Here is an 18,069-nt window from a genome sequence, read left to right on the forward strand (position 1 = left end):
GCCCAGGTCAACGTGTGCTTTACTGCTTACGGTCTCGATTTTTGTGTTCGTGATGAGTCACGCTCGCAGAACTCAGCGGGCGTAGTGTCTCCTCGCCGAGGAAGCAAACCGTCCGGGTGCTGACCCGGGTCGCCGAAGTGGCTTCCTGTTTTGGTGTTACACATGGAGATTTTTGATGACTCAGGGCACTGTGAAGTGGTTCAACTCCGAGAAGGGGTTCGGCTTCATCACCCCCGACAACGGTGGCGGCGACGTCTTCGTTCACTACAGCGAGATCCAGGGTAACGGCTTCCGTACCCTCGAGGAGAACGCTCGCGTCGAGTTCGAGATCGGCCAGGGCCAGAAGGGTCCGCAGGCCACGTCGGTCACCGTGATCTGACTTTGATCTTGGGAAAGGGCCGTCACCCGTTCGGGGTGGCGGCCCTTTTCGTAGGCTGCGCCGCATGATCGAGCACGGTTACACCGTTTCCGGGATGAGCTGCGGACACTGCGCCCAGTCGGTCACCGAAGAAATCTCGGCGCTGCCCGGAGTGGCCGAAGTGGACGTCGACGTCCCGGCGCGCCGCGTCCTCGTGCGTGCCGAAACCGCGCTGACGGACGCCGACGTCCGCGCCGCCGTCGAAGAAGCCGGCTACACCTTCGAAGGCGCTCTGCGGTAACCCTCCGCCGGGGCCGAGTCCCGGTTGGTTCTTACCCGTCTCCCGGTTGGACAGTCCACTGACGACCAACCCGTGGGACGCGCCGGTGTGATCTGTGACGCTTCGAGCACACTCGAACACTGCAACGCCCTGCAACCCTTCCGCCCGCGCCGATCGCGGAGTCTCCTGTTGTGCGAAGCACGACAGGGAGGTCAGGTGGGCGAAACGGTGGCGGGGATCGTCGCGAACCCGGCTTCGGGGCGGGACATCCGCCGGCTGGTCGCGCAGGCTTCGGTGTTCCCCACCGCGGAAAAGGCGAACATGGTCCAGCGGCTGCTGGCGGCGTTCGCTGTCACGGGGCTCGACCGCGCGCTCGTCTCGACCGACCTCGGCGGCATCTCCGCCGCGGTCCTGCGCGCCCTCGGGCGCGGCGGGACCTGGCCGAAGGTCGACTTCTGCGCGGAAGACCCGATCACCGGCACCGCGGCCGACACGACGAACGCGGTGCGCCGGATGGTCGAGGCCGGCGCCGGCGTCATCGTCGTCCTCGGCGGAGACGGGACCGCACGCGTGGCCGCCGCCGCGTGCGAAGACGTGCCGATCCTCGCTCTCTCCACCGGGACCAACAACGTCTTCCCGCAGGTGCGGGAGGCGACCGTGGCCGGACTGGCCGCCGGGCTGATCGCCACCGGCCAGATCGATCCCGACCTCGTCACCCACCGGGTCAGCTTGCTGGAGGTCGTCACGAAGGCGCGTCGCGAGATCGCGCTCGTCGACGTCTGCGTGTCCCTGAGCAGGCACATCGGGGCGCGGGCGCTGTGGGACCCGTCCTCGCTCACCGAGCTGTACTGCACCTTCGCCGAGCCGGACGGAATCGGCCTCTCGAGCGTTCCTGGCCAACTCTGCCCCAGCCCCCGGTCGAGCCCGGACGGCGTCGCGCTGCAGCTCGGCCCGGTCGGGGAGACGCCGTACGTCGTGCACGCGCCGATCGCACCCGGGCTCGTGCGGCCGGTCGGGGTGCGCGGCTGGGGGCTCCTGCAGCCCGGCGTGCGCGTCGAACTCGCGGCCGCCGGTGGTGTCATCGCGCTCGACGGCGAGCGGGAACTCGAGCTGAAGACCGGGGAGAGCGCGTTCGTCGAGCTCAAACCAGACGGGCCGTGGGTCGTCGACGTCCGGGCGGCGATGGCGGAGGCGGCGCGGAAAGGGCTGTTGCGCACGGAGACCGACCAGGGGAAGGAGCGTCGACGATGACTGACGCCCTGCGGGGTGCGTATCGCGTCATGTGCACCATCCGGGCCTTCGAGGAACGGGTGCACCAGGAGTTCGCGAGCGGCGAACGCCCCGGCCGCCGGACCACCGGCGAGGAAGCGGCGGCGGCCGGCGTCTGCCTCCACCTCGACGGCCGGGACGTCATCGCGGGCGCCCACCGACGGCACGGTCACCGCATCGCCAAGGGCGTCGACCTCCGGGCCGTGCTGGCTGAAATCCGCGGCCGCCGGACGCGCGTCGCCGACGGCACGCTCGGCGGTGTCTCCCTCCTCGTCTGCGGAGCCGCGCTCGCCGCGAAACAGCAGCACAACGGCGGTGTCGGCGTGGCCTTCCTGAGCGACGGCGCCGGCCACCCGGGGACGACGTCGGAAGCGCTCGACCTCGCGTGCGCCTGGAACCTCCCGGCCATCTTCGTCGCGGAGGACAGCGGCTACGCCGATCGGGTGGCCGCGCTCGGCATGCCCGGCGTGGTCGTCGACGGCGCCGACTTCTTCGCCGTGCACGAGGCCGCCGGTGAGGCGATCGACCGCGCCCGCGGCGGCGGCGGCCCGACGCTGATGGAGATCACGCCCGGCGAAGGCGGCTTCGAGCGGTTCCGCACCCGCGTCACCGACAGCGGTGAGCTGGCCGAACAGGTCCTCGACGACATCGACGCCGACGTCGCGAAGCTCATCGAGGACTCGCTCGCCACGATGACAACCGCCCCGGACGACCCGCAGACCGACGTCTACATCATCTACTGAACCGGGCAAGACGGACCGACCGCGATGTGCGCCACCTTCCGATCACGGCATCGAAACGGCAGACTCCGAGGAGGCAAAGGCACAAGGAGCGGCGGTTGGGGCAGCGAGACCTCGAGGCGGCGTTGCCGGCCGGGGCGGATCCCCGGCGGCACGCCCGTGTCCTCGCGCAGGTGCACGAAGCGGCCCTGAGCGGCAAAACGCCGCCCAGCCGCCCGCGGGCCGTGATCGGCGCGTCCTGGCAGCGCATGCGCCGCCTCGGCATGGATCCCGACAGCCGGGCCGCCGCCCCCGTCCTGAGCTTCGAACAGCTGGAAGCGCGCCGCCGCGCGAGCGGGCTGGCCGAGGCGCTGCCGACCCTGCGCGGCGGCCTGATCAGCCTCGCCGAGCAGGCCGCGCACATCATGGTGATCGCCGACGCGGCCGGCGCGGTCCTCTGGCGCGACGGCAGCGCCGCGGTCCGCCGCCGCGCCGACCGGCTCGGGTTCGTCGAAGGCGTCGACTGGCAGGAAGAGTCCGTCGGCACCAACGCCATCGGCACCGCGCTGGTCGCGCGCACCCCGATCCAGATCTACTCCGCCGAGCACTACGTCCGCGCCCAGCACTCCTGGACCTGCGCCGCCGCGCCCCTGCACGACCCGCGCGACGGCAGGCTGCTCGGCGTCGTCGACCTCTCCGGACCGGCCTCGACCGTCCACGCGACGACGTTGGCGCTGGTCGACGCCGTGACGCGGCTGGCCGAGGCCCAGCTGCGCACCACCCACCTCACCGAGCTCGAACGGCTTCGCGGCTTCGCCGTCCCGGTACTGGCGAAGGTCGGCGGCCGGGCCCTGGTGGCCGACGAACACGGCTGGGTCGCCGCGGCCGCCGGGCTGGCGCCGGTCGACCGGATCGCCCTGCCGACCGGTCTCACGCCCGGCCGGGTCTGGCTGCCGGCGTACGGGAGCTGCGCGGTCGAGCCGGTGCCCGGCGGCTGGCTGATCCGGCTGACCGAGACCGAAGCCGCCCTGCCCACCCGCGTCGTGCTCGACGTCCGGTCGCCGCGCGAGCCGGAGCTCACCGTGGCCGGTGCGGCCGGCACCTGGACGCACCGGCTGAGCCCGCGCCACGCCGAAATGCTGTACGTCCTGGCCAGCCACCGCGACGGCCGCTCGGCGTCGGAGCTGTCGGCCGACCTGTTCGGCGACGCTGGGCGCACCGTCACCGTCCGCGCCGAGATGTCCCGGCTGCGGCGCCACTTCGGCGGCATCCTCGGCGCGAAGCCGTACCGCTTCGCCGACGAAGTCGAGGTGGTGGTCCGGCGGCCGCCGACGCCGGAAGCCGTCCTCCCGCACTCACTCGCCCCGGCCATCCGCGGCTGAGTCCACTGTGGACTCAAAGTGCGGCGCACGTCACTCGAACAGGTGAAGCGCGGCTGGGCGGCTTGCACGCCGAGATCACGTGCTGATGACGGCGGGCGGTGCCGGTGGCTGCGCGTGCGGCGACTCGGCTACCTTCTGCGGGTACGGCTCACAGAGCTTTTCGGGGGATCCGGGGTGGGGAAACCCGCAGCCCCGGAAGGTACGGGGAGGAATCGGGGATGACCAGCACTGCGACGGCCCCGGGTCCCGCGGCGCCCGCGCCGGGACCCCCACCGTCGCCACCGGACCGCGACCGCGACCGCGCCGCGGGCCGCAGCGGCCTGCTGGGGCTGCTGGACCTGCCGGGCCAGGGTGTCCGCGCGATCATCCGGTCCGCCGCGACCACCCCCGGCCGGCTCACCGTCATCGCCGTCGGGCTGGTGCTGCTCTCCCTCATCGCCGGGCTCGTCGCGACGCTCTCGGTGCAGAACCGCGACGACACGATCAGCGGCGTCATCGACCACCGCGAACCCCTCGCCGCCGCGGCGCAGCAGGTCTACCGCTCGCTCTCGGACGCCGACGCGACCGCCGCGAGCGCGTTCCTCTCCATCGGCACCGAGCCGCCGGAGCTCCGCCAGCGCTACGAGCGCGACATCGCCGAAGCCGGCGCCGCGCTCGCCAAGGCCGCGTCCGACGCCTCCGACGTCGCCGACGCGGCCCCGGTCGACGTCCTCAACCAGTCGCTGCCGGTCTACACCGGGCTCGTCGAGACGGCCCGCGCGAACAACCGGCTCGGCTACCCGGTCGGCGCGTCCTACCTCCGGGAGGCGTCCGAGCTGATGCGGGCGAAGATCCTCCCCGCCGCCCAGGACCTCTACCGCGTCGACACCGAGCGGCTGGTCAACGAGCAGGACAGCGCGACCGGCTTCCCGTGGCCCGCCACCATCCTGCTGGTCGCCCTGCTCGCCGCGCTCGTCGTGGCGCAGATCCACCTCACGCGGCGCACCAACCGGCTGCTCAACGTCGGGCTCGTCGTCGCCACGGCCGCCGTCGTGGTTTCCCTGCTGTGGGGCGCGGTCGCGATGGTCGTGCAGGGCAGCCTGGTCGGCAGCGGCCAGGACGACGGCTCGCACCGCGTCGACGTGCTGGTCCGCGCCCGGATCGCGGCGCTGCAGGCCCGCGCGGACGAAACGCTGACCCTGGTCGCCCGCGGCGACGGAGCAGCGTACGAGAAGGACTTCGGCGCCAACGCGGCCCAGCTCGTCGGCCCCGACGGCCAAGGCGGCCTGCTCGGCGAAGCGCGCGGGCTGATCAAGGACGGCGACGGCGTCACGCGGGTCGCCGACGCGACCAAGGCCGCGAACGACTGGCTCAAGGCGCACAAGGTGGTCCGCTCCCAGGACGACGCCGGCCAGTACCAGGAGGCCGTCGACTTCGCCGTGCTGGAGGACAAGACCGACGGCTCGGCACCGGCGTTCCGGCGGCTCGACGACAGCCTCCAGGCGGCCATCGACGTCGGCAGGCAGGAATTCCTCGACGACACCCACCGCGGCGACAACGCGCTGACGTTCCTCGCGCCCGGCCTCGCCGTGCTCGCGATCGTCGCCGCGGCCGGTGTCACCATGGGAATCCGGGAGCGACTGAGGGAGTACCGGTGAACAGGCGCGGCATCACGGTCCGGGCGGGCGTGCTGGCGGTCATCGCGCTGCTGGCGGCGTCCTGCGGCAGCCCCGGGAAACCGGTCGACCCGGCCCCGGTCGGCGACGCCGCCTGGCCGCAGCCCGCGCACGTCGGCGGCCCGGACGCGGCGGCCGGCGGCGGCAGCGACACCAGCTGCAACCCGCTGGCCAGCCTGGCGCCGGACAAGGGCACGTCGATCCCCGACGGCTCGACCATGGCCAGGATCAAGGAACGCGGCAAGCTCATCGCCGGCGTCGACCAGACCACCTACCTGTTCGGCTTCCGCAACCCCACCTCGGGCAACCTCGAGGGCTTCGACATCGACCTCGTCAACGAGATCGCGCGTTCGATCTTCGGCGCACCCGAGGGGCACGTCCAGTTCCGCGCGATCACGTCGTCGCAGCGCCAGGACGTCCTCGCGCAGCACCAGGTCGACATCGTCGTCCGGACGTACAGCATCACCTGCGCGCGCAAGAAGGACGTCCAGTTCTCCTCCGTGTACTACGTCGCCGGCCAGCGGCTGCTGGTCACGAAGGAGTCGAAGGCGACGAAGCTGGCCGACCTGAGCGGCAAGAAGGTGTGCGCGGCGAAGAAGTCGACGTCGCTGGCGAAGATCGCGACGGACCCGGCGAAGCCGGTGGCGATCTCGGTGGACAACTGGTCGGACTGCCTGGTCATGCTGCAGCAGGGCCAGGTCGAGGCGGTGTCGACCGACGACACCATCCTCGCCGGGATGGCCGCGCAGGACCCGACGCTGCAGGTCGTCGGCGACCAGTTCACCCAGGAGAACTACGGCATCGGCGTGCCGAAGGACAACGAGGACATGGTCAAGTTCGTCAACGCCGTCCTCGAGAACATCCGCAACAGCGGCGCCTGGCAGAACAGCTACCGCCACTGGGTGGAACCGTCGCTGGGGCCGGCGTCACCGCCGCAGCCGCAGTACCAGTGAGCCGGTCGCGACTAGGATCGATTCCCGCACGTCGTCGGGGATCTGGGAGGTAGCAGTGTCGGAGGAGCCGCGCCGTCCTCGGCACGCCGCACCGGACGACCGGCCGCAGCCGGCCACGCCCGGCAGCAGCTGGCAGCCGCCGCCACCGGTGCGCTGGGAGACGCCGGAGCCGTCGATCTCTGGCCGCCTCGACGAGGGCGAGGCAGCGGGGGAAGAGACCGTCTTCCACGCCCCCGTGCGCCGCCCGCCGACGCCGCCGCGCGGCGCGCCGATCCCCGGCGCGGACGACCCGACCAAGCCGCCCGGCAGCATGAACCCCGTCGTGCCGCCGGTCCAGCCGGTGCCGACGCAGGCCGTCCGCCCGCCGCAGCCCGACGAGCCGCAGCTGACGAGCGTGCTCGCCTCGCCGGCGCCGGAGACGCAGAGCATCATGCCGCCGGTGCCGAGGCCGGACACCGGCCCCGGGACCCCGCTGCCGGACCCGGGTACCGAAAGCGTCCTGCCCGAGCGCAGCAGCGAAGGCAGGCACACCGGAACCGGCACGGGAGCGGGCAGCGGCTCGGTCTCCGGATCCGGTTCGTTCCCCGGCACCTCGCGGCGGACGTCGTCCCGGACGTCGCGGTCCCGCCGCGGCCGGCTCGGCGCCGGGCTGGTCGAGGTCCCGCCGGTGCCCGCGCGCGACCCCGCGTCCGCCGTGCTGACGAACCCGGTGGTGTCGGAGGAAAAGCGGTTCTGCGGCAGCTGCAACGCGAAGGTCGGCCGCGGCAAGAACGGCGAACCCGGTTCACCGGAAGGGAAGTGCGAGAACTGCGGCGCGCCGTTCTCGTTCCTCCCGAAGCTGCAGCCGCACGAGCTCGTCGGCGGCCAGTACGAAGTCCTCGGCGCGATCGCCTACGGCGGCCTCGGCTGGATCTACCTGGCGCAGGACCACAACGTGTCCGACCGCTGGGTCGTCCTCAAAGGACTGATCGACACCGGTGACGCGACGGCGATGGCGGCCGCGGCCAACGAGCAGCGGTTCCTCGCCGAGGTCGAGCACCCGAACATCGTCAAGATCCACAACTTCGTGCAGCACCCGGACGCCCACAGCGGGACGACCACCGGTTACATCGTCATGGAGTACGTCGGCGGCCAGTCGCTGCGGCAGCTCGCCCTGGCGCACCACCGGGAAAGCCGGCGTCCCGAGCCGCTGCCGATCGGCCAGGTCATCGCCTACGGCCTGGAGATCCTGCCCGCGCTCGGCTACCTGCACAGCCAGGGCCTGCTCTACTGCGACCTCAAGCCCGACAACGTCATCCAGACCAACGAGCAGCTGAAGCTGATCGACCTCGGCGCGGTCCGCCGCACCGACGACTACGAGAGCCCGCTGTTCTTCACCACCGGCTACAGTGCGCCGGAACTCCCGACGCAGGGCGCGTCGATCGCGTCGGACCTGTTCACCGTCGGGCGCACGCTCGCCGTGCTGAGCTTCGAATTCACCGGCTACACCACCAAGTTCAAGACGACCCTGCCCGGCCCGGACGCGGTCCCGCTGTTCGCGCTCTTCGGTTCCTACTACCGGTTCCTGCGGCGCGCGACGCACGCCGACCCGGACCGGCGGTTCCTCTCCGCCGAGGAAATGGCCGATCAGCTCACCGGCGTGCTGCGCGAAATCATGGCGCTCGGCACCGGCAAGCCGCGCCCCGGCGCGTCCACCGTGTTCGGCCCGGAGAGCCGCACCTTCGGCGTGCAGCTGGTGGTGCCCGAAGCCGGCGCCAGCGTGCCGCTGCCGGGCGCGGCCGAGGTCGTCGCCGGCCTGCCGATCCCGCAGGTCGACACGGACGACCCGGCGGCGGGCGTGCTCGCCACCACGACCGCGCTCGACCCGCGCGCCGCCATCGAGGCCCTCGCCGGCGCGCCGCGCGAGTCCATCGAGGTCCGGCTGCGGATCGTCCGCGCCCGGATCGAGCTCGGCGAGCTCGCCGAGGCGCAGCGGCAGCTGCAGGCGGCGCAGTACCTGGCGATCAAGAACGGCTTCCCGCACGACTGGCGGATCGACTGGTACCGCGGCCTCATCGAGCTGGCGGGCGGCCGTTCGCGGGTTGCGCACGTCGCGTTCGAAGCGGTGTACGACGACCTGCCGGGCGAGATCGCCCCGAAGCTCGCCCTGGGCATCAGCGCCGAAGGCGTCGGCGACTACTTCGCCGCAGCGCGGTTCTACGAGCTCGTCTGGCGCACCGACCGCACCTACGTCAGCGCCGCCTTCGGCCTCGCTCGGGTGTACCTGGCGCAGGGTGCGCGGGCGAGCGCGGTCGAGGTGCTCGAGACGGTGCCGCCGTCGTCGACCCACTACGTCGACGCGCAGGTCGCGGCGATCAAGATCAAGACGACGGTCACCAAGGCGAACGGCCGTGAGACACCGGTCACCGAGAACGACCTGCTCGACGCGTCGGCCCGGCTCGAACGGCTTCGGCTGGACGTCGAACGCCAGACCCGGCTGAGCGCGAACGTGCTCGAGGCCGCGCACGAGTGGCTCAAGCACGGCAGGCCGACGCCGGGCGCGCGGGTGCTGGGCTGCCCGCTCGAGGAACGCGAGCTGCGGTTCGGCCTCGAGCGCTGCTACCGGGCCCTGGCGCGGCTGGCGGCCACGATCGAGCAGCGCGTCGAGCTGGTCGACCGCGCGAACGCCATCCGCCCCCGCACCCTCACCTGACGCCGTCGTGAGTGGTAAGGCGGGTTAGAACTCGCCTTGCCACTCACGACCAGCCGGGGTCAGGGGTTGATCTCCCAGTCGCGCTCGGCGCGCTCCCGCTGGTTCTTCTCGTGCTGCGCCGCCAGCTTGTTCAGCGCCTCGGGGTCGCCGTGCGTGCTGAAGTGCTCGAAGCCCACGACGACGAACAGCGCCCGCGCGCTCACCGCGATCGGGCCGTCCTCGGCGTCGAGGCGGCCGTCCGCGCTCACGTAGATCTTGCGGCCCGCGATGCCGTCCAGGCGGGCCTCGATGAACAACGTCGAACCGACCGGGACCGGCCGCCGGAAGTCCGTCTCCAGCTTGCCGGTCACCGCCGGGCGGCGCATCAGGTTGCCGACCGTCGAGCCGAGGGCCTCGTCGAACGCGCAGGCCAGCAGGCCGCCGTGGGCGAGGCCCGGTGCGCCCTGGTGGGCCGCGGTGACCGTGAACCGCGAGTGCACGACCTGGCCCTCGCCGACCGTCGAGCGCAGGTGCAGCCCGGCGTCGGCCTCGTCGCCGCAGCCGAAGCACTCGGCGAAGTGCACGCCGAGCTCCGTGCCCGGCGCCGGGGCCTTCGGGTGCGGGAGCGCCGGCTCCACGGCCACCGGCGGCCAGGGTTGAGAAACACGACTCATGCGCTGACGTTAACCGGCGGGTAGCCGGCGACTGCGCCCGGCCCGCGAGGTATGTCCGCAACGAACATCTCTCAGTAGCCGGAAAGTTCCCCACCGTAGACAATTTCCGGCTCAGGCTGCCGACCTGCAACAGCCGGTCAAGACTGGGCTGATGAGCTCGAACAGCCCCACGGGCCCTGCACGGGAGGAGTCGTCGCCGGCATGAGCGAACCAGCAGCAACGACGGATAAACCGTCAGTGGACGAGAGAACCGTCAAGCGCGCCGTGTGGGCGTCGGCCATGGGCAACGCCACCGAGTGGTACGACTACGGCGTCTTCACCTCGGGCGCGATCGCCGCCAGCATCGGCACGCTGTTCTTCCCCGGCGAAGGCAACGCCGTCCTGAAGTCACTGGCCCTGCTCGCGGTCGGGTTCATCGTGCGGCCGTTCGGCGGGGCGTTCTTCGGCCCGCTCGGCGACAAGATCGGCCGCAAGCGGGTCCTCGCCATCACCATCCTGCTGATGTCCGGCTGCACGTTCCTGGTCGGCGTCCTGCCGACGTACGCCGGCGGCTACAGCATGGGCATCGCGGCGCCGATCGCGATCCTGCTGCTGCGGATCATCCAGGGCTTCTCCACCGGCGGCGAATACGGCGGAGCGGCGACGTTCATCGCCGAGTACTCCCCGACGAAGCGCCGTGGCTTCTTCGGCAGCTTCCTCGAGCTCGGCACGCTGGCCGGGTACGTCCTCGGCAACCTCGTCGTGCTGTCGGTGACGCTGTCCCTGTCGCCCGAACAGGTCGACGCCTGGGGCTGGCGGATCCCGTTCTTCGTCGCGCTGCCGCTCGGCCTGATCGGGCTCTACCTGCGGAACAAGCTCGAGGACACCCCCGAATTCCGCCGGATGGAAGCCGCGGGCGAGGCGCCGAAGAAGGCGCCGCTGAAGGAGATCTTCGTCCGCAACTGGCGGATGATCCTCAACCTGATCGGCATCGTCCTGCTGCTGAACGTCGCGGACTACCTGCTGCTGACCACGATGCCGACGTACTTCACGGACACGTTGAAGATCAACGACAACACGTCGACACTGATCATCATCGCGGTCGAAGTCATCCAGATGGCCATCATCATCCCGCTCGGCGCGCTGTCCGACCGGATCGGCCGGAAACCGCTGCTGCTCACCGCGGCCATCGGGTTCCTGGTGCTGAGCTGGCCGGCACTGAAGCTGATGCAGTCCGGCAGCATCTTCTGGCTGTTCGTCGGTTTCCTGGTCGTGGCGCTGCTGCTGGTGCTGATGCTCGCGGTGATCGGGTCGACGTTCCCGGCGATGTTCCCGACGCGGGTGCGCTACGGCTCCTTCGCGATCGGCTACAACGTCTCGACGTCGCTGTTCGGCGGCACCTGCGGTGTCATCGTGACGGCGTTGATCAAGAGCACCGGCAACGAGGACTGGCCGGCGTACTACCTGATGGCGGCGGCGCTGATCGCGATCATCCCGATCATCAAGATCCCGGAGACGTCGCAGGTGCCGATGGAGCAGATCGACACCGAGGACAACACCGGCAAGCTGGCCTCCGCGGCCGCTCAGCGCTGAGCGGTCCCCGGATAGCCGTGTGCCCCGTCCGGATCACCGGGCGGGGCACACGCGCGCCGGAGGTCAGTTCGCGTCGCGAGGAGTGAAGCGCTTGCGGGACCAGGCGGCGAGCGCCCCCGCGACCACGACAGCGATTCCGGTTTCGACGATCAGCGCGGCGAGCACCATGTGCTTCCTCCTCGGGTTCTCGGGCCGGCGCGGTGGCCGGCTGAGCAGGTGGTCCGGCGTCCGAACGGAACGCCACCGGGCATATCGCCACGAACCGGCCGGGTATTTCGCCGAAAACCCACGAAAACCGGTGATCTACGCCACGGCTAGCGCGTGCTCGTCGGCGCGCCCGGCCGGGTCGCGACCGGGACCGAGGTGGACGGGGTCGACTGCGTCGGGCGGGACGCCGTCCGCGTGCCCGCGGACGGCACCTGCGGCACCGACGTGCGCTGGGGGCGGGTCCGGCCCTCGCCCGGCTGGGCCGACGGCGCCGCCGGGGCGATCGACGTCGCCGGCACCGGCAGGTCCGAGGATGGCGACGGGCTGGGGGACGTGGTGACGACCGTGGACAGCCCGGGTCCGGCCGGCTCCACCGGCTCCGGCGGCCCGGGGCGGTGGCCGGCCAGGAAACCGGCCACCGCGAGGACGACCGCCGTCGCGGCCGAGGTGCCGGCCACGGCCAACCGCTTGCGCCGTCGCCGGACCCGGCCGCCGCGCTCGATCACGTCGGTGGCTTCGAGGCGCATCGGCGGCTGCGTACCGCCGGCCGCGCCGGTCAGGAACGCGCGGACGTCGTCTTCGGGGTCCATGTTCGTCACCTCCCCTCCGTGGGCGCGCTGAAGGTCAGCGCACCGTAGTGCGGGCCGAGCCGGTTGCGCAGCGTCGCCAACCCGCGCGAGGCCTGGGACTTCACCGTGCCGGTGCTGCAGCCGAGCGCCTTCGCCGTCTCCTCGACGCTCAGGTCCTCGAAGTACCGCAGCACCAGCACGGCCCGCTGCTTCGGTGCCAGTACGGCCAGAGCCTGCCGGACGAGTTCGTCCTGGCCGCTCGCGGCCGGTTCCACCGGCAGTTCCGGCGGCGTGTCGGTGAGCCGCTCCCGTTTCCACCTGCTGCGCCGGTGCTCGGCGAGGAACGTGCGCAGGACGACCTTGCGCGCGTAGGCGTCCAGTGCGTCGTGCCGCGACAGCCTCGGCCAGGCGAGGTAGAGCTTGAGCAGCGCGGCCTGCGTGAGGTCTTCGGCCTGGTGCCAGTCCCCGCAGAGGAGGAAGGCGGTCGACCGCAGGCTGTGCGCGCGCTCGCCGAAGTACCGGGCGAACTCGCCGTCCCACGGCGAGCCCGGCCCGGTCGACGGACGGGAGCGGGAGATCACCGGGTTACCGGGTCTCCCACACGGCCGGGAGGTGCAGGTCACCGGTCGGCCCGGCGGGGACGGCCCGCGGGACGCGCTGGGGCCGGCCCGGGACGGCGATCGGGGCCCGCGACGTCGCGGGGACGGCGCTCGGCGCGTCCTGGGGCTGAGGCCGGGTCCGGGTGGCCGGGGCGGGCGCCACGGTCGGCTCGCCGGGCCGGGTCGCCTGGGTCTGCGTCGGGGCGGCCGGGGCCTGCGCGTCCGAAGCCAGCGCGATGCCACCGGTCAGGGCGCCACCGGCGAGCACGAGCGCGCCGAGGGTCAGGGCGATGCGGATACGCAAGACAGCTCCTCATTCTCGCGGGCGCGGCTGGGATCGCTGCGCCTCTGCCCTCAGTCATGCGCCCGGTGATCACCGGGGTTGCACCGGATTTCGCGGACTTTCCCCGGGAACGCGAACGGCCGGGAAGCCCGCACTGGACTTCCCGGCCGCCCGGTGTTCCCCGGTGGTCCTTCAGCCGGCGAGCGCCGACAGCTTCTGCCAGCTCGCCCAGTCGTAGGTCCAGTCGCTGTAGTCGCCGTCCTTGGCGGTCAGCGTCTGCGTGCTGCCGGTGATCTCGACCGGGTCGCCGGTCAGCACGCCGTCGTAGTACTCCTTGGCCCGCGCCGGCGAGAGGTTCAGGCAGCCGTGCGAGATGTTCTTCTTGCCCTGCGCCCACACCGACGCGGCCAGGCCGTGGATGAACTCGCCGTTGTTGGAGATCCGGACCGCCCACGGCACCACGACGTTCTCGTAGTGGTACTTCGGGTTGCTCATCGCGTACGTGGCCTGCTTGCCCATGACGACGTGCACGCCGCTGTGGGTGACGCGGCCCGGGTCGGAGTCGAGGCCGTAGCTCACCGGGTAGTCCGCGATCTGCTGGCCGTCGCGGATCACCTGCATGGTGTGCTGCGTGGTGTTGCCCTTGACGATCTGGGAGCGGCCGATGGCGAAGCTGGCCGAGACGTCCTGCTTGCCGTAGACGCCGTCGCCGATCTTGACGCCGTAGATCTTGGCGTTGACCTTCACCTGCGTGTTGGGCTTGAAGTACTCCTTCGGCCGCCAGTGCACCGAAGTGTCGCCGTTCGTCCAGCCCCAGGAACCTTCGGTCTTCGGCGTGGTCTCGACCGAAAGCGCCTTCTCGACGGACGCCTTGTCGGTGACGCGGCTGGGGAAGGTCAGCGCGATCGGCATCGCGATGCCGTACGTCTGGCCGTCGCCGACGTTCAGGCTGGCCGACAGCTGCCGCTTCGGCTTGACGGTGGTGAACGCGCCGCCGATGGGCACGTTCTTGCCGTCGGCGCCCTGCGCCTGGCCGGACCAGGTGTAGGTCTTGCCGTAGCCGAGCTGCTCGGTGGTGTTCCAGCTCTTCTTGTCCGCCGACGCCTGGCCCTGCACCTGCTTGCCGTCCGGGTTGGTCAGCGTGACCGAGACGATCGTGCCGCTGTCGACCTTGACCACGACCGGCTCGCCGGGTGCGACGTCCTGGGCGCCGCCCGCCGGCGTCACCGTCAGTTTCGCGGGCTGCGCGCTCGGGGCGGGCGAGCTGGTCGGGCCGCCTCCCGAGGTGCCGCTCGCCGAGACCGTCGGCTCGCTGCTGCACGCCCCCAGCGTGAGCACGGCGACCAAGCCCAGTGCCACGCCTGCGCCCCGGCGCCGCGTGGAAGTCCTCACCGTCACACCCATTCCCCTTTGCCCCATTTGGTGCTTCCCCCCTTCGAGACGCCTCACGGACCGTACACGTTGAGCAACCATTACGTGACGCGTGTCACACTGGCCGGTGAAGGCTCTCACTGTGGGGGCACGACCGACTCCGAGCCGTATCCGGTGATCACGGTGCCGATGCGCTGCGCAAGACTAGCTCGTGGGTCCGCCGGAAGGGGGCCGGAGCCCTACGACGTTCCGGTGACCTTGGTGCGCACAGCCGGTTTTCGCCTCGATCACGGGGTTCAACTTTGGCCAGATCCCGGTAGTCTGCTCTCAGGCCGTCGTTTTGCGTGTTCGTGGCTTCACACTCGCGGAACTTCTGACGCGAGCCATGGAGCCGACCCGCTCTTGACTCGTCTCGTTGGAACCGCCCGGGACGGTCGGGGTGCCGCTTCGGTGGCATTCGAAGCGGATCTGTGTAACGAGGAGTACAGCGGTGGCGCAAGGCACTGTGAAGTGGTTCAACGCGGAGAAGGGCTTCGGCTTCATCGCGCAGGACGGCGGCGAAGGCGACGTGTTCGTGCACTACTCGGAGATCGAGGGCCGCGGCTTCCGCACCCTCGAGGAGAACCAGCGGGTGGAGTTCGAGGTCGGCCAGGGTCAGAAGGGTCCGCAGGCCCAGAAGGTCCGCGCGATCTGACGACAGGCCCTCTGCGTTTCAAGGCCTGAGCGAAGGGCCCCCGGCGATCCGCCGGGGGCCCTTTCTCGTGCGTGTGTCCCAGCTGTGTGTCTCGGCTGTGTGTGGTCAGCGGAGCCCGACGGCGGGGGCGTCGAAGGCGTCGGCGGGGAAGTGGAACTCGTCGGTGAGGTCGGTGAGGTCGCCGGCCTGCTGCCGCTGGTCCTGCAGCGAGGTGGCCTGGCCTTCCCAGTTGAGCCGCTCGAGGATCCATTCCTGGGCGAGCGCCTGGGGCGAGATCTGCCGCTCGGCGGCGATGTCCTTGAGCTGCTGGCTGGCGATGAGGCTCATCCGCAGCTGGTAGACCTGCGCCTCGCCGAATCGCTTGCCGGACCCGGTGCTCTCGAGGTCGTTGTCGGGGGCGAGCGCGGCCAGGTAGGAGGTCAGCTCGGTGTCTTCGGCAACACCATCGTCCGCAGGCTTCGCGGCACCACGATGACGACCGGAAGACGCGGCGGCTTTCAGGTTCGTGCGGCTGCTCAGGCGGCCAAGGGAGGGAAGAGGCACGCTGGCCACGATAACGTTTAGATCTCGCAACACAAACCACTGTGAGCTACAACACGCCCAAAACATTCCCCATTCAGCTCAACCCCCACCCAAAAAGCCCAACCCCCACCAACACAAAGCAACCCCCAAATAACCCACCGAGTCGATCACCCCCACCAAGAGAGCCACCACACGTGACCGGAGGGGCATCACACGTGCTTGCAGAGGCATCACGCGTGACTGGAGGGGCATCACAGGAGCGGGCAGCGCAGCGCGAGCTGGCGCGCGCAGCGCCCCAGTTGGTCCACCCAAGGCGAGGTCACCGACGGACGTAACCAGACGCGCAAGGGCGCCCAGCGCCCGAAGCGAAAACGGGACAACGCTGGAAGCCGAGCAGGAGGCACCGTGGGGGGTCCGGGGGGCTCGGCCCCCCGGGTCAGCACTCCGACATTGCGGGGGAGGCGAAGGGCGAAGCCCGAGCAGCCCCCGCAAATGGAGGACCCCCGCGCCAGGGGGAGGAACGCGGGGGTCGGAGGGGATCTCCACAGGCGCTGACCGGGGGTGTGTCAGCACCTCGATTGTTGCACGAGTTGGGTGGTTGGGCGAGTGGAGAGCGGGAAATTTCCCCGTGTGGTGTCACTTTGCGGTCTGGGTGACGCTCGTTCGGCTGGGTTCTTCTTCGGTTGTGCCGATTGCGCTGCGTTGAGCGGAGCGTGGCCTCAGGTTCACTCTCCGGGGGGCTGTGTGTGGTGGCCGGCGCTGGTTAGCCTCGCGGCCAAGTTGTTGTGAGCCGTATGGAGGGGCTATGAGCGGGTCTGTTGAAGTGCGGCAGTTCCTCCTTCGGTACGAAGGTGCCGATGGGGGGAGTGCGCCGTTTGCGGGGGCGTTGCCGGCTCAGCGGAGCGGGGCGGCCGATGCGCAGCGGGTGTCGGATGATCAGGTCCGGCGGGCTCGGCTGGCGGTGGCGCATGGTGCGCTGGGGGTCGAGGACTGTGTTCAGTTGCTGGAGATGCTGGGGTTGAACCTGGATGAGGACGGGCAGGCGCCGGTCCAGCGGTGAGCGGGTGGGCCCGGCGGGTCGCGCTGGGCCTGTTCCGTGATATTTCCGCAGGTTGTGCCGGTTTTCCGGCAGTGATTGGCAAGGCCGTCCCGTCTAGTTGACCCGCGTTTCGTAACAGTGTTGCGGTCGCTGTGTCGAAAGGGGACGGCCATGACGGCGATCGAGGGTGTGGCGGAGCTGGCGAACCGGATCAGGCCGGTCGTGCAGGCGCTGGGCGGGAAGTTCATGACGTCGCCGGAGCTGGCGGCGGTCGAGGCGGAGGTGGGTCTTCCGCCGCGTTCGCTGTACCTGCGGGGGCGGTCCGCCGTGCTCGGGGACGTGCCGCCGAAGGTGGCCGCCGAGCTGTTCGGCATCTTCCCGCACTGGCTGTTCGAGTACGTCCTGCCGGCGGCGACGGCGGTCCTCGACGCGCCCGCCGCGGTCCGCGCCTACGCGGAGTCATCGGCGCGGTGGTCCCGCGTCAACCTTTCGGCCGTATCGGAACCCGGCCGCCTGGCCGAGCTGCTGTTCCACGTGGTGGACACCGCGGACGCCAGCGCGCTGGCGCTCTTCGCCGGCTGGAAGAACGCCGAACGTCCCGCGGGTGACGTCGAACGCCTCGGCTTCGCGTTGATGGTCTTCCGCGAGCTGCGCGGCGGCCTCCACTTCGCAGCCCTGCGCGCATTGGGCCTGTCGGTGCCGGAGGCGGTGATCGCGGACCCGGAGGGCGGCCGCGAGCGGCTGCTGCGCACGGCGTGGCCCGAGGACGCGGCGAACGAGCTGACGGCGGCGGCGGAGCGCAAAACGGACCTGCGCGACCGCTGGCGGCACGCGGAGGCGCTGACCGACGACCGGATCGCCGAACTGCTCGTGTCGGCACTGTCCGACCAGGAGCGGGCCGAGCTCGACCGCCGCCTGGCGGAACTGGCGGCGTTTGCGCAGCTCCCGGGCCTGCCGACGACTTAAGGAACCCCCGGTGCAAACCGGTGGCGGCGTGCCCTATGCTTGTAATCGCTCCCAGGGGAACCTGAGAGCGCGGTCGGTCGGTCACCCGAAACCGGCCGGGCTCCCATCGTTCAGCGGCCTAGGACTCCGCCCTTTCAAGGCGGCAACGCGGGTTCGAATCCCGTTGGGAGTACGCAGTACTGTAGTGATGCAAGGCCCTGTGGCGCAGTTGGTTAGCGCGTCGCCCTGTCACGGCGAAGGTCGCGGGTTCGAGTCCCGTCAGGGTCGCAAGATCGTTCGGCTCCTT

The 18,069-nt window shown here is 70.9% G+C and carries 18 protein-coding genes and 2 tRNA genes; 14 read left to right on the top strand and 6 right to left on the bottom strand.

All coding sequences use genetic code 11. From position 1 onward, the window contains the following. Positions 1 to 175 precede the first annotated feature (175 nt). The 8 genes from OO60_RS40155 (at position 176) to OO60_RS40190 (ending at position 9,308) form a co-directional block, all read left to right on the top strand. The gene (locus OO60_RS40155) at positions 176 to 379 is read left to right on the top strand and encodes a cold-shock protein (protein ID WP_004563013.1); all 204 of its coding nucleotides are present in this window, start codon (positions 176 to 178) and stop codon (positions 377 to 379) included. 64 nt (positions 380 to 443) lie between these two features. Beyond that, complete coding sequence (locus OO60_RS40160; protein WP_004563014.1) at positions 444 to 659, top strand: heavy-metal-associated domain-containing protein; 216 nt, start codon at positions 444 to 446, stop codon at positions 657 to 659. Between the two features lie 195 nt (positions 660 to 854). Beyond that, positions 855 to 1,889: an ATP-NAD kinase family protein gene (locus tag OO60_RS40165; RefSeq protein WP_004563016.1), complete on the top strand. Its 1,035-nt coding sequence runs from the start codon at positions 855 to 857 to the stop codon at positions 1,887 to 1,889. Beyond that, entirely contained in the window at positions 1,886 to 2,650 is a 765-nt protein-coding gene (locus OO60_RS40170) for a thiamine pyrophosphate-dependent enzyme (RefSeq protein WP_004563017.1), read from the top strand. Before OO60_RS40165 ends, OO60_RS40170 begins: the two co-directional genes overlap by 4 nt. A gap of 95 nt (positions 2,651 to 2,745) precedes the next feature. Continuing rightward, positions 2,746 to 4,008, top strand: a complete 1,263-nt coding sequence (locus OO60_RS40175; RefSeq protein ID WP_004563018.1) for a helix-turn-helix domain-containing protein — start codon at positions 2,746 to 2,748, stop codon at positions 4,006 to 4,008. Between the two features lie 218 nt (positions 4,009 to 4,226). Then, positions 4,227 to 5,645: a type 2 periplasmic-binding domain-containing protein gene (locus OO60_RS40180; RefSeq protein WP_004563020.1), complete on the top strand. Its 1,419-nt coding sequence runs from the start codon at positions 4,227 to 4,229 to the stop codon at positions 5,643 to 5,645. Beyond that, the gene (locus OO60_RS40185) at positions 5,642 to 6,616 is read left to right on the top strand and encodes a glutamate ABC transporter substrate-binding protein (protein ID WP_244885650.1); all 975 of its coding nucleotides are present in this window, start codon (positions 5,642 to 5,644) and stop codon (positions 6,614 to 6,616) included. The genes OO60_RS40180 and OO60_RS40185 overlap by 4 nt, the downstream gene beginning before the upstream one ends. A 55-nt stretch (positions 6,617 to 6,671) precedes the next feature. Beyond that, positions 6,672 to 9,308, top strand: coding sequence for a serine/threonine-protein kinase (locus OO60_RS40190; RefSeq protein ID WP_033263343.1), 2,637 nt, complete (start codon positions 6,672 to 6,674; stop codon positions 9,306 to 9,308). 59 nt (positions 9,309 to 9,367) lie between these two features. Here OO60_RS40190 and OO60_RS40195 read toward each other — a convergent pair whose 3' ends face one another. Continuing rightward, positions 9,368 to 9,961 carry a PaaI family thioesterase gene (locus OO60_RS40195; protein WP_033263344.1) on the bottom strand — a complete coding sequence of 198 codons (594 nt, stop codon included), beginning with the start codon at positions 9,959 to 9,961 and terminating at the stop codon, positions 9,368 to 9,370. A 237-nt stretch (positions 9,962 to 10,198) separates the two neighbouring features. On the opposite strand from OO60_RS40195, the gene OO60_RS40200 reads away from it, so the two are divergent. Continuing rightward, complete coding sequence (locus tag OO60_RS40200) at positions 10,199 to 11,533, top strand: MFS transporter (RefSeq protein ID WP_003059372.1); 1,335 nt, start codon at positions 10,199 to 10,201, stop codon at positions 11,531 to 11,533. A 314-nt stretch (positions 11,534 to 11,847) separates the two neighbouring features. Here the strand turns inward: OO60_RS40200 and OO60_RS40205 are convergent, their stop codons facing one another. The 4 genes from OO60_RS40205 to OO60_RS40220 all read right to left on the bottom strand — a co-directional run bounded on the left by OO60_RS40205 (position 11,848) and on the right by OO60_RS40220 (position 14,610). After that, complete coding sequence (locus OO60_RS40205; protein ID WP_063749457.1) at positions 11,848 to 12,330, bottom strand: hypothetical protein; 483 nt, start codon at positions 12,328 to 12,330, stop codon at positions 11,848 to 11,850. 5 nt (positions 12,331 to 12,335) lie between these two features. Next, the gene (locus OO60_RS40210; RefSeq protein ID WP_033263345.1) at positions 12,336 to 12,890 is read right to left on the bottom strand and encodes a SigE family RNA polymerase sigma factor; all 555 of its coding nucleotides are present in this window, start codon (positions 12,888 to 12,890) and stop codon (positions 12,336 to 12,338) included. A gap of 4 nt (positions 12,891 to 12,894) precedes the next feature. Further along, a complete protein-coding gene (locus OO60_RS40215; RefSeq protein ID WP_033263346.1) occupies positions 12,895 to 13,212 on the bottom strand; it encodes a hypothetical protein in 318 nt (105 codons plus the stop codon). Between the two features lie 171 nt (positions 13,213 to 13,383). Further along, on the bottom strand, positions 13,384 to 14,610 hold the full coding sequence (locus tag OO60_RS40220) for a L,D-transpeptidase (RefSeq protein WP_420835571.1): 1,227 nt from the start codon (positions 14,608 to 14,610) through the stop codon (positions 13,384 to 13,386). Positions 14,611 to 15,052: 442 nt separating this feature from the next. Between OO60_RS40220 and OO60_RS40225 the strand changes: the two genes are divergently transcribed. Continuing rightward, positions 15,053 to 15,256 (top strand): cold-shock protein, encoded by a 204-nt coding sequence (locus OO60_RS40225; RefSeq protein ID WP_003097368.1) that lies wholly within the window; start codon positions 15,053 to 15,055, stop codon positions 15,254 to 15,256. 105 nt (positions 15,257 to 15,361) lie between these two features. On the opposite strand, the gene OO60_RS40230 is transcribed toward OO60_RS40225, so the two are convergent. Beyond that, positions 15,362 to 15,799, bottom strand: a complete 438-nt coding sequence (locus OO60_RS40230; protein ID WP_033263367.1) for a hypothetical protein — start codon at positions 15,797 to 15,799, stop codon at positions 15,362 to 15,364. Positions 15,800 to 16,583: 784 nt separating this feature from the next. Between OO60_RS40230 and OO60_RS48035 the strand changes: the two genes are divergently transcribed. The 4 genes from OO60_RS48035 (at position 16,584) to OO60_RS40250 (ending at position 18,050) form a co-directional block, all read left to right on the top strand. Further along, positions 16,584 to 16,838, top strand: coding sequence for a hypothetical protein (locus OO60_RS48035; protein ID WP_003097372.1), 255 nt, complete (start codon positions 16,584 to 16,586; stop codon positions 16,836 to 16,838). Positions 16,839 to 16,988: 150 nt separating this feature from the next. Next, the gene (locus OO60_RS40240; protein ID WP_003097374.1) at positions 16,989 to 17,783 is read left to right on the top strand and encodes an SCO6745 family protein; all 795 of its coding nucleotides are present in this window, start codon (positions 16,989 to 16,991) and stop codon (positions 17,781 to 17,783) included. Positions 17,784 to 17,882: 99 nt separating this feature from the next. Next, a tRNA-Glu gene (locus tag OO60_RS40245) sits at positions 17,883 to 17,955 on the top strand. A gap of 21 nt (positions 17,956 to 17,976) precedes the next feature. Next, a tRNA-Asp gene (locus OO60_RS40250) sits at positions 17,977 to 18,050 on the top strand. Positions 18,051 to 18,069 lie beyond the last annotated feature (19 nt).

The sequence above is a fragment of the Amycolatopsis vancoresmycina genome (assembly GCF_000716785.1).
Classification (GTDB): domain Bacteria; phylum Actinomycetota; class Actinomycetes; order Mycobacteriales; family Pseudonocardiaceae; genus Amycolatopsis; species Amycolatopsis vancoresmycina.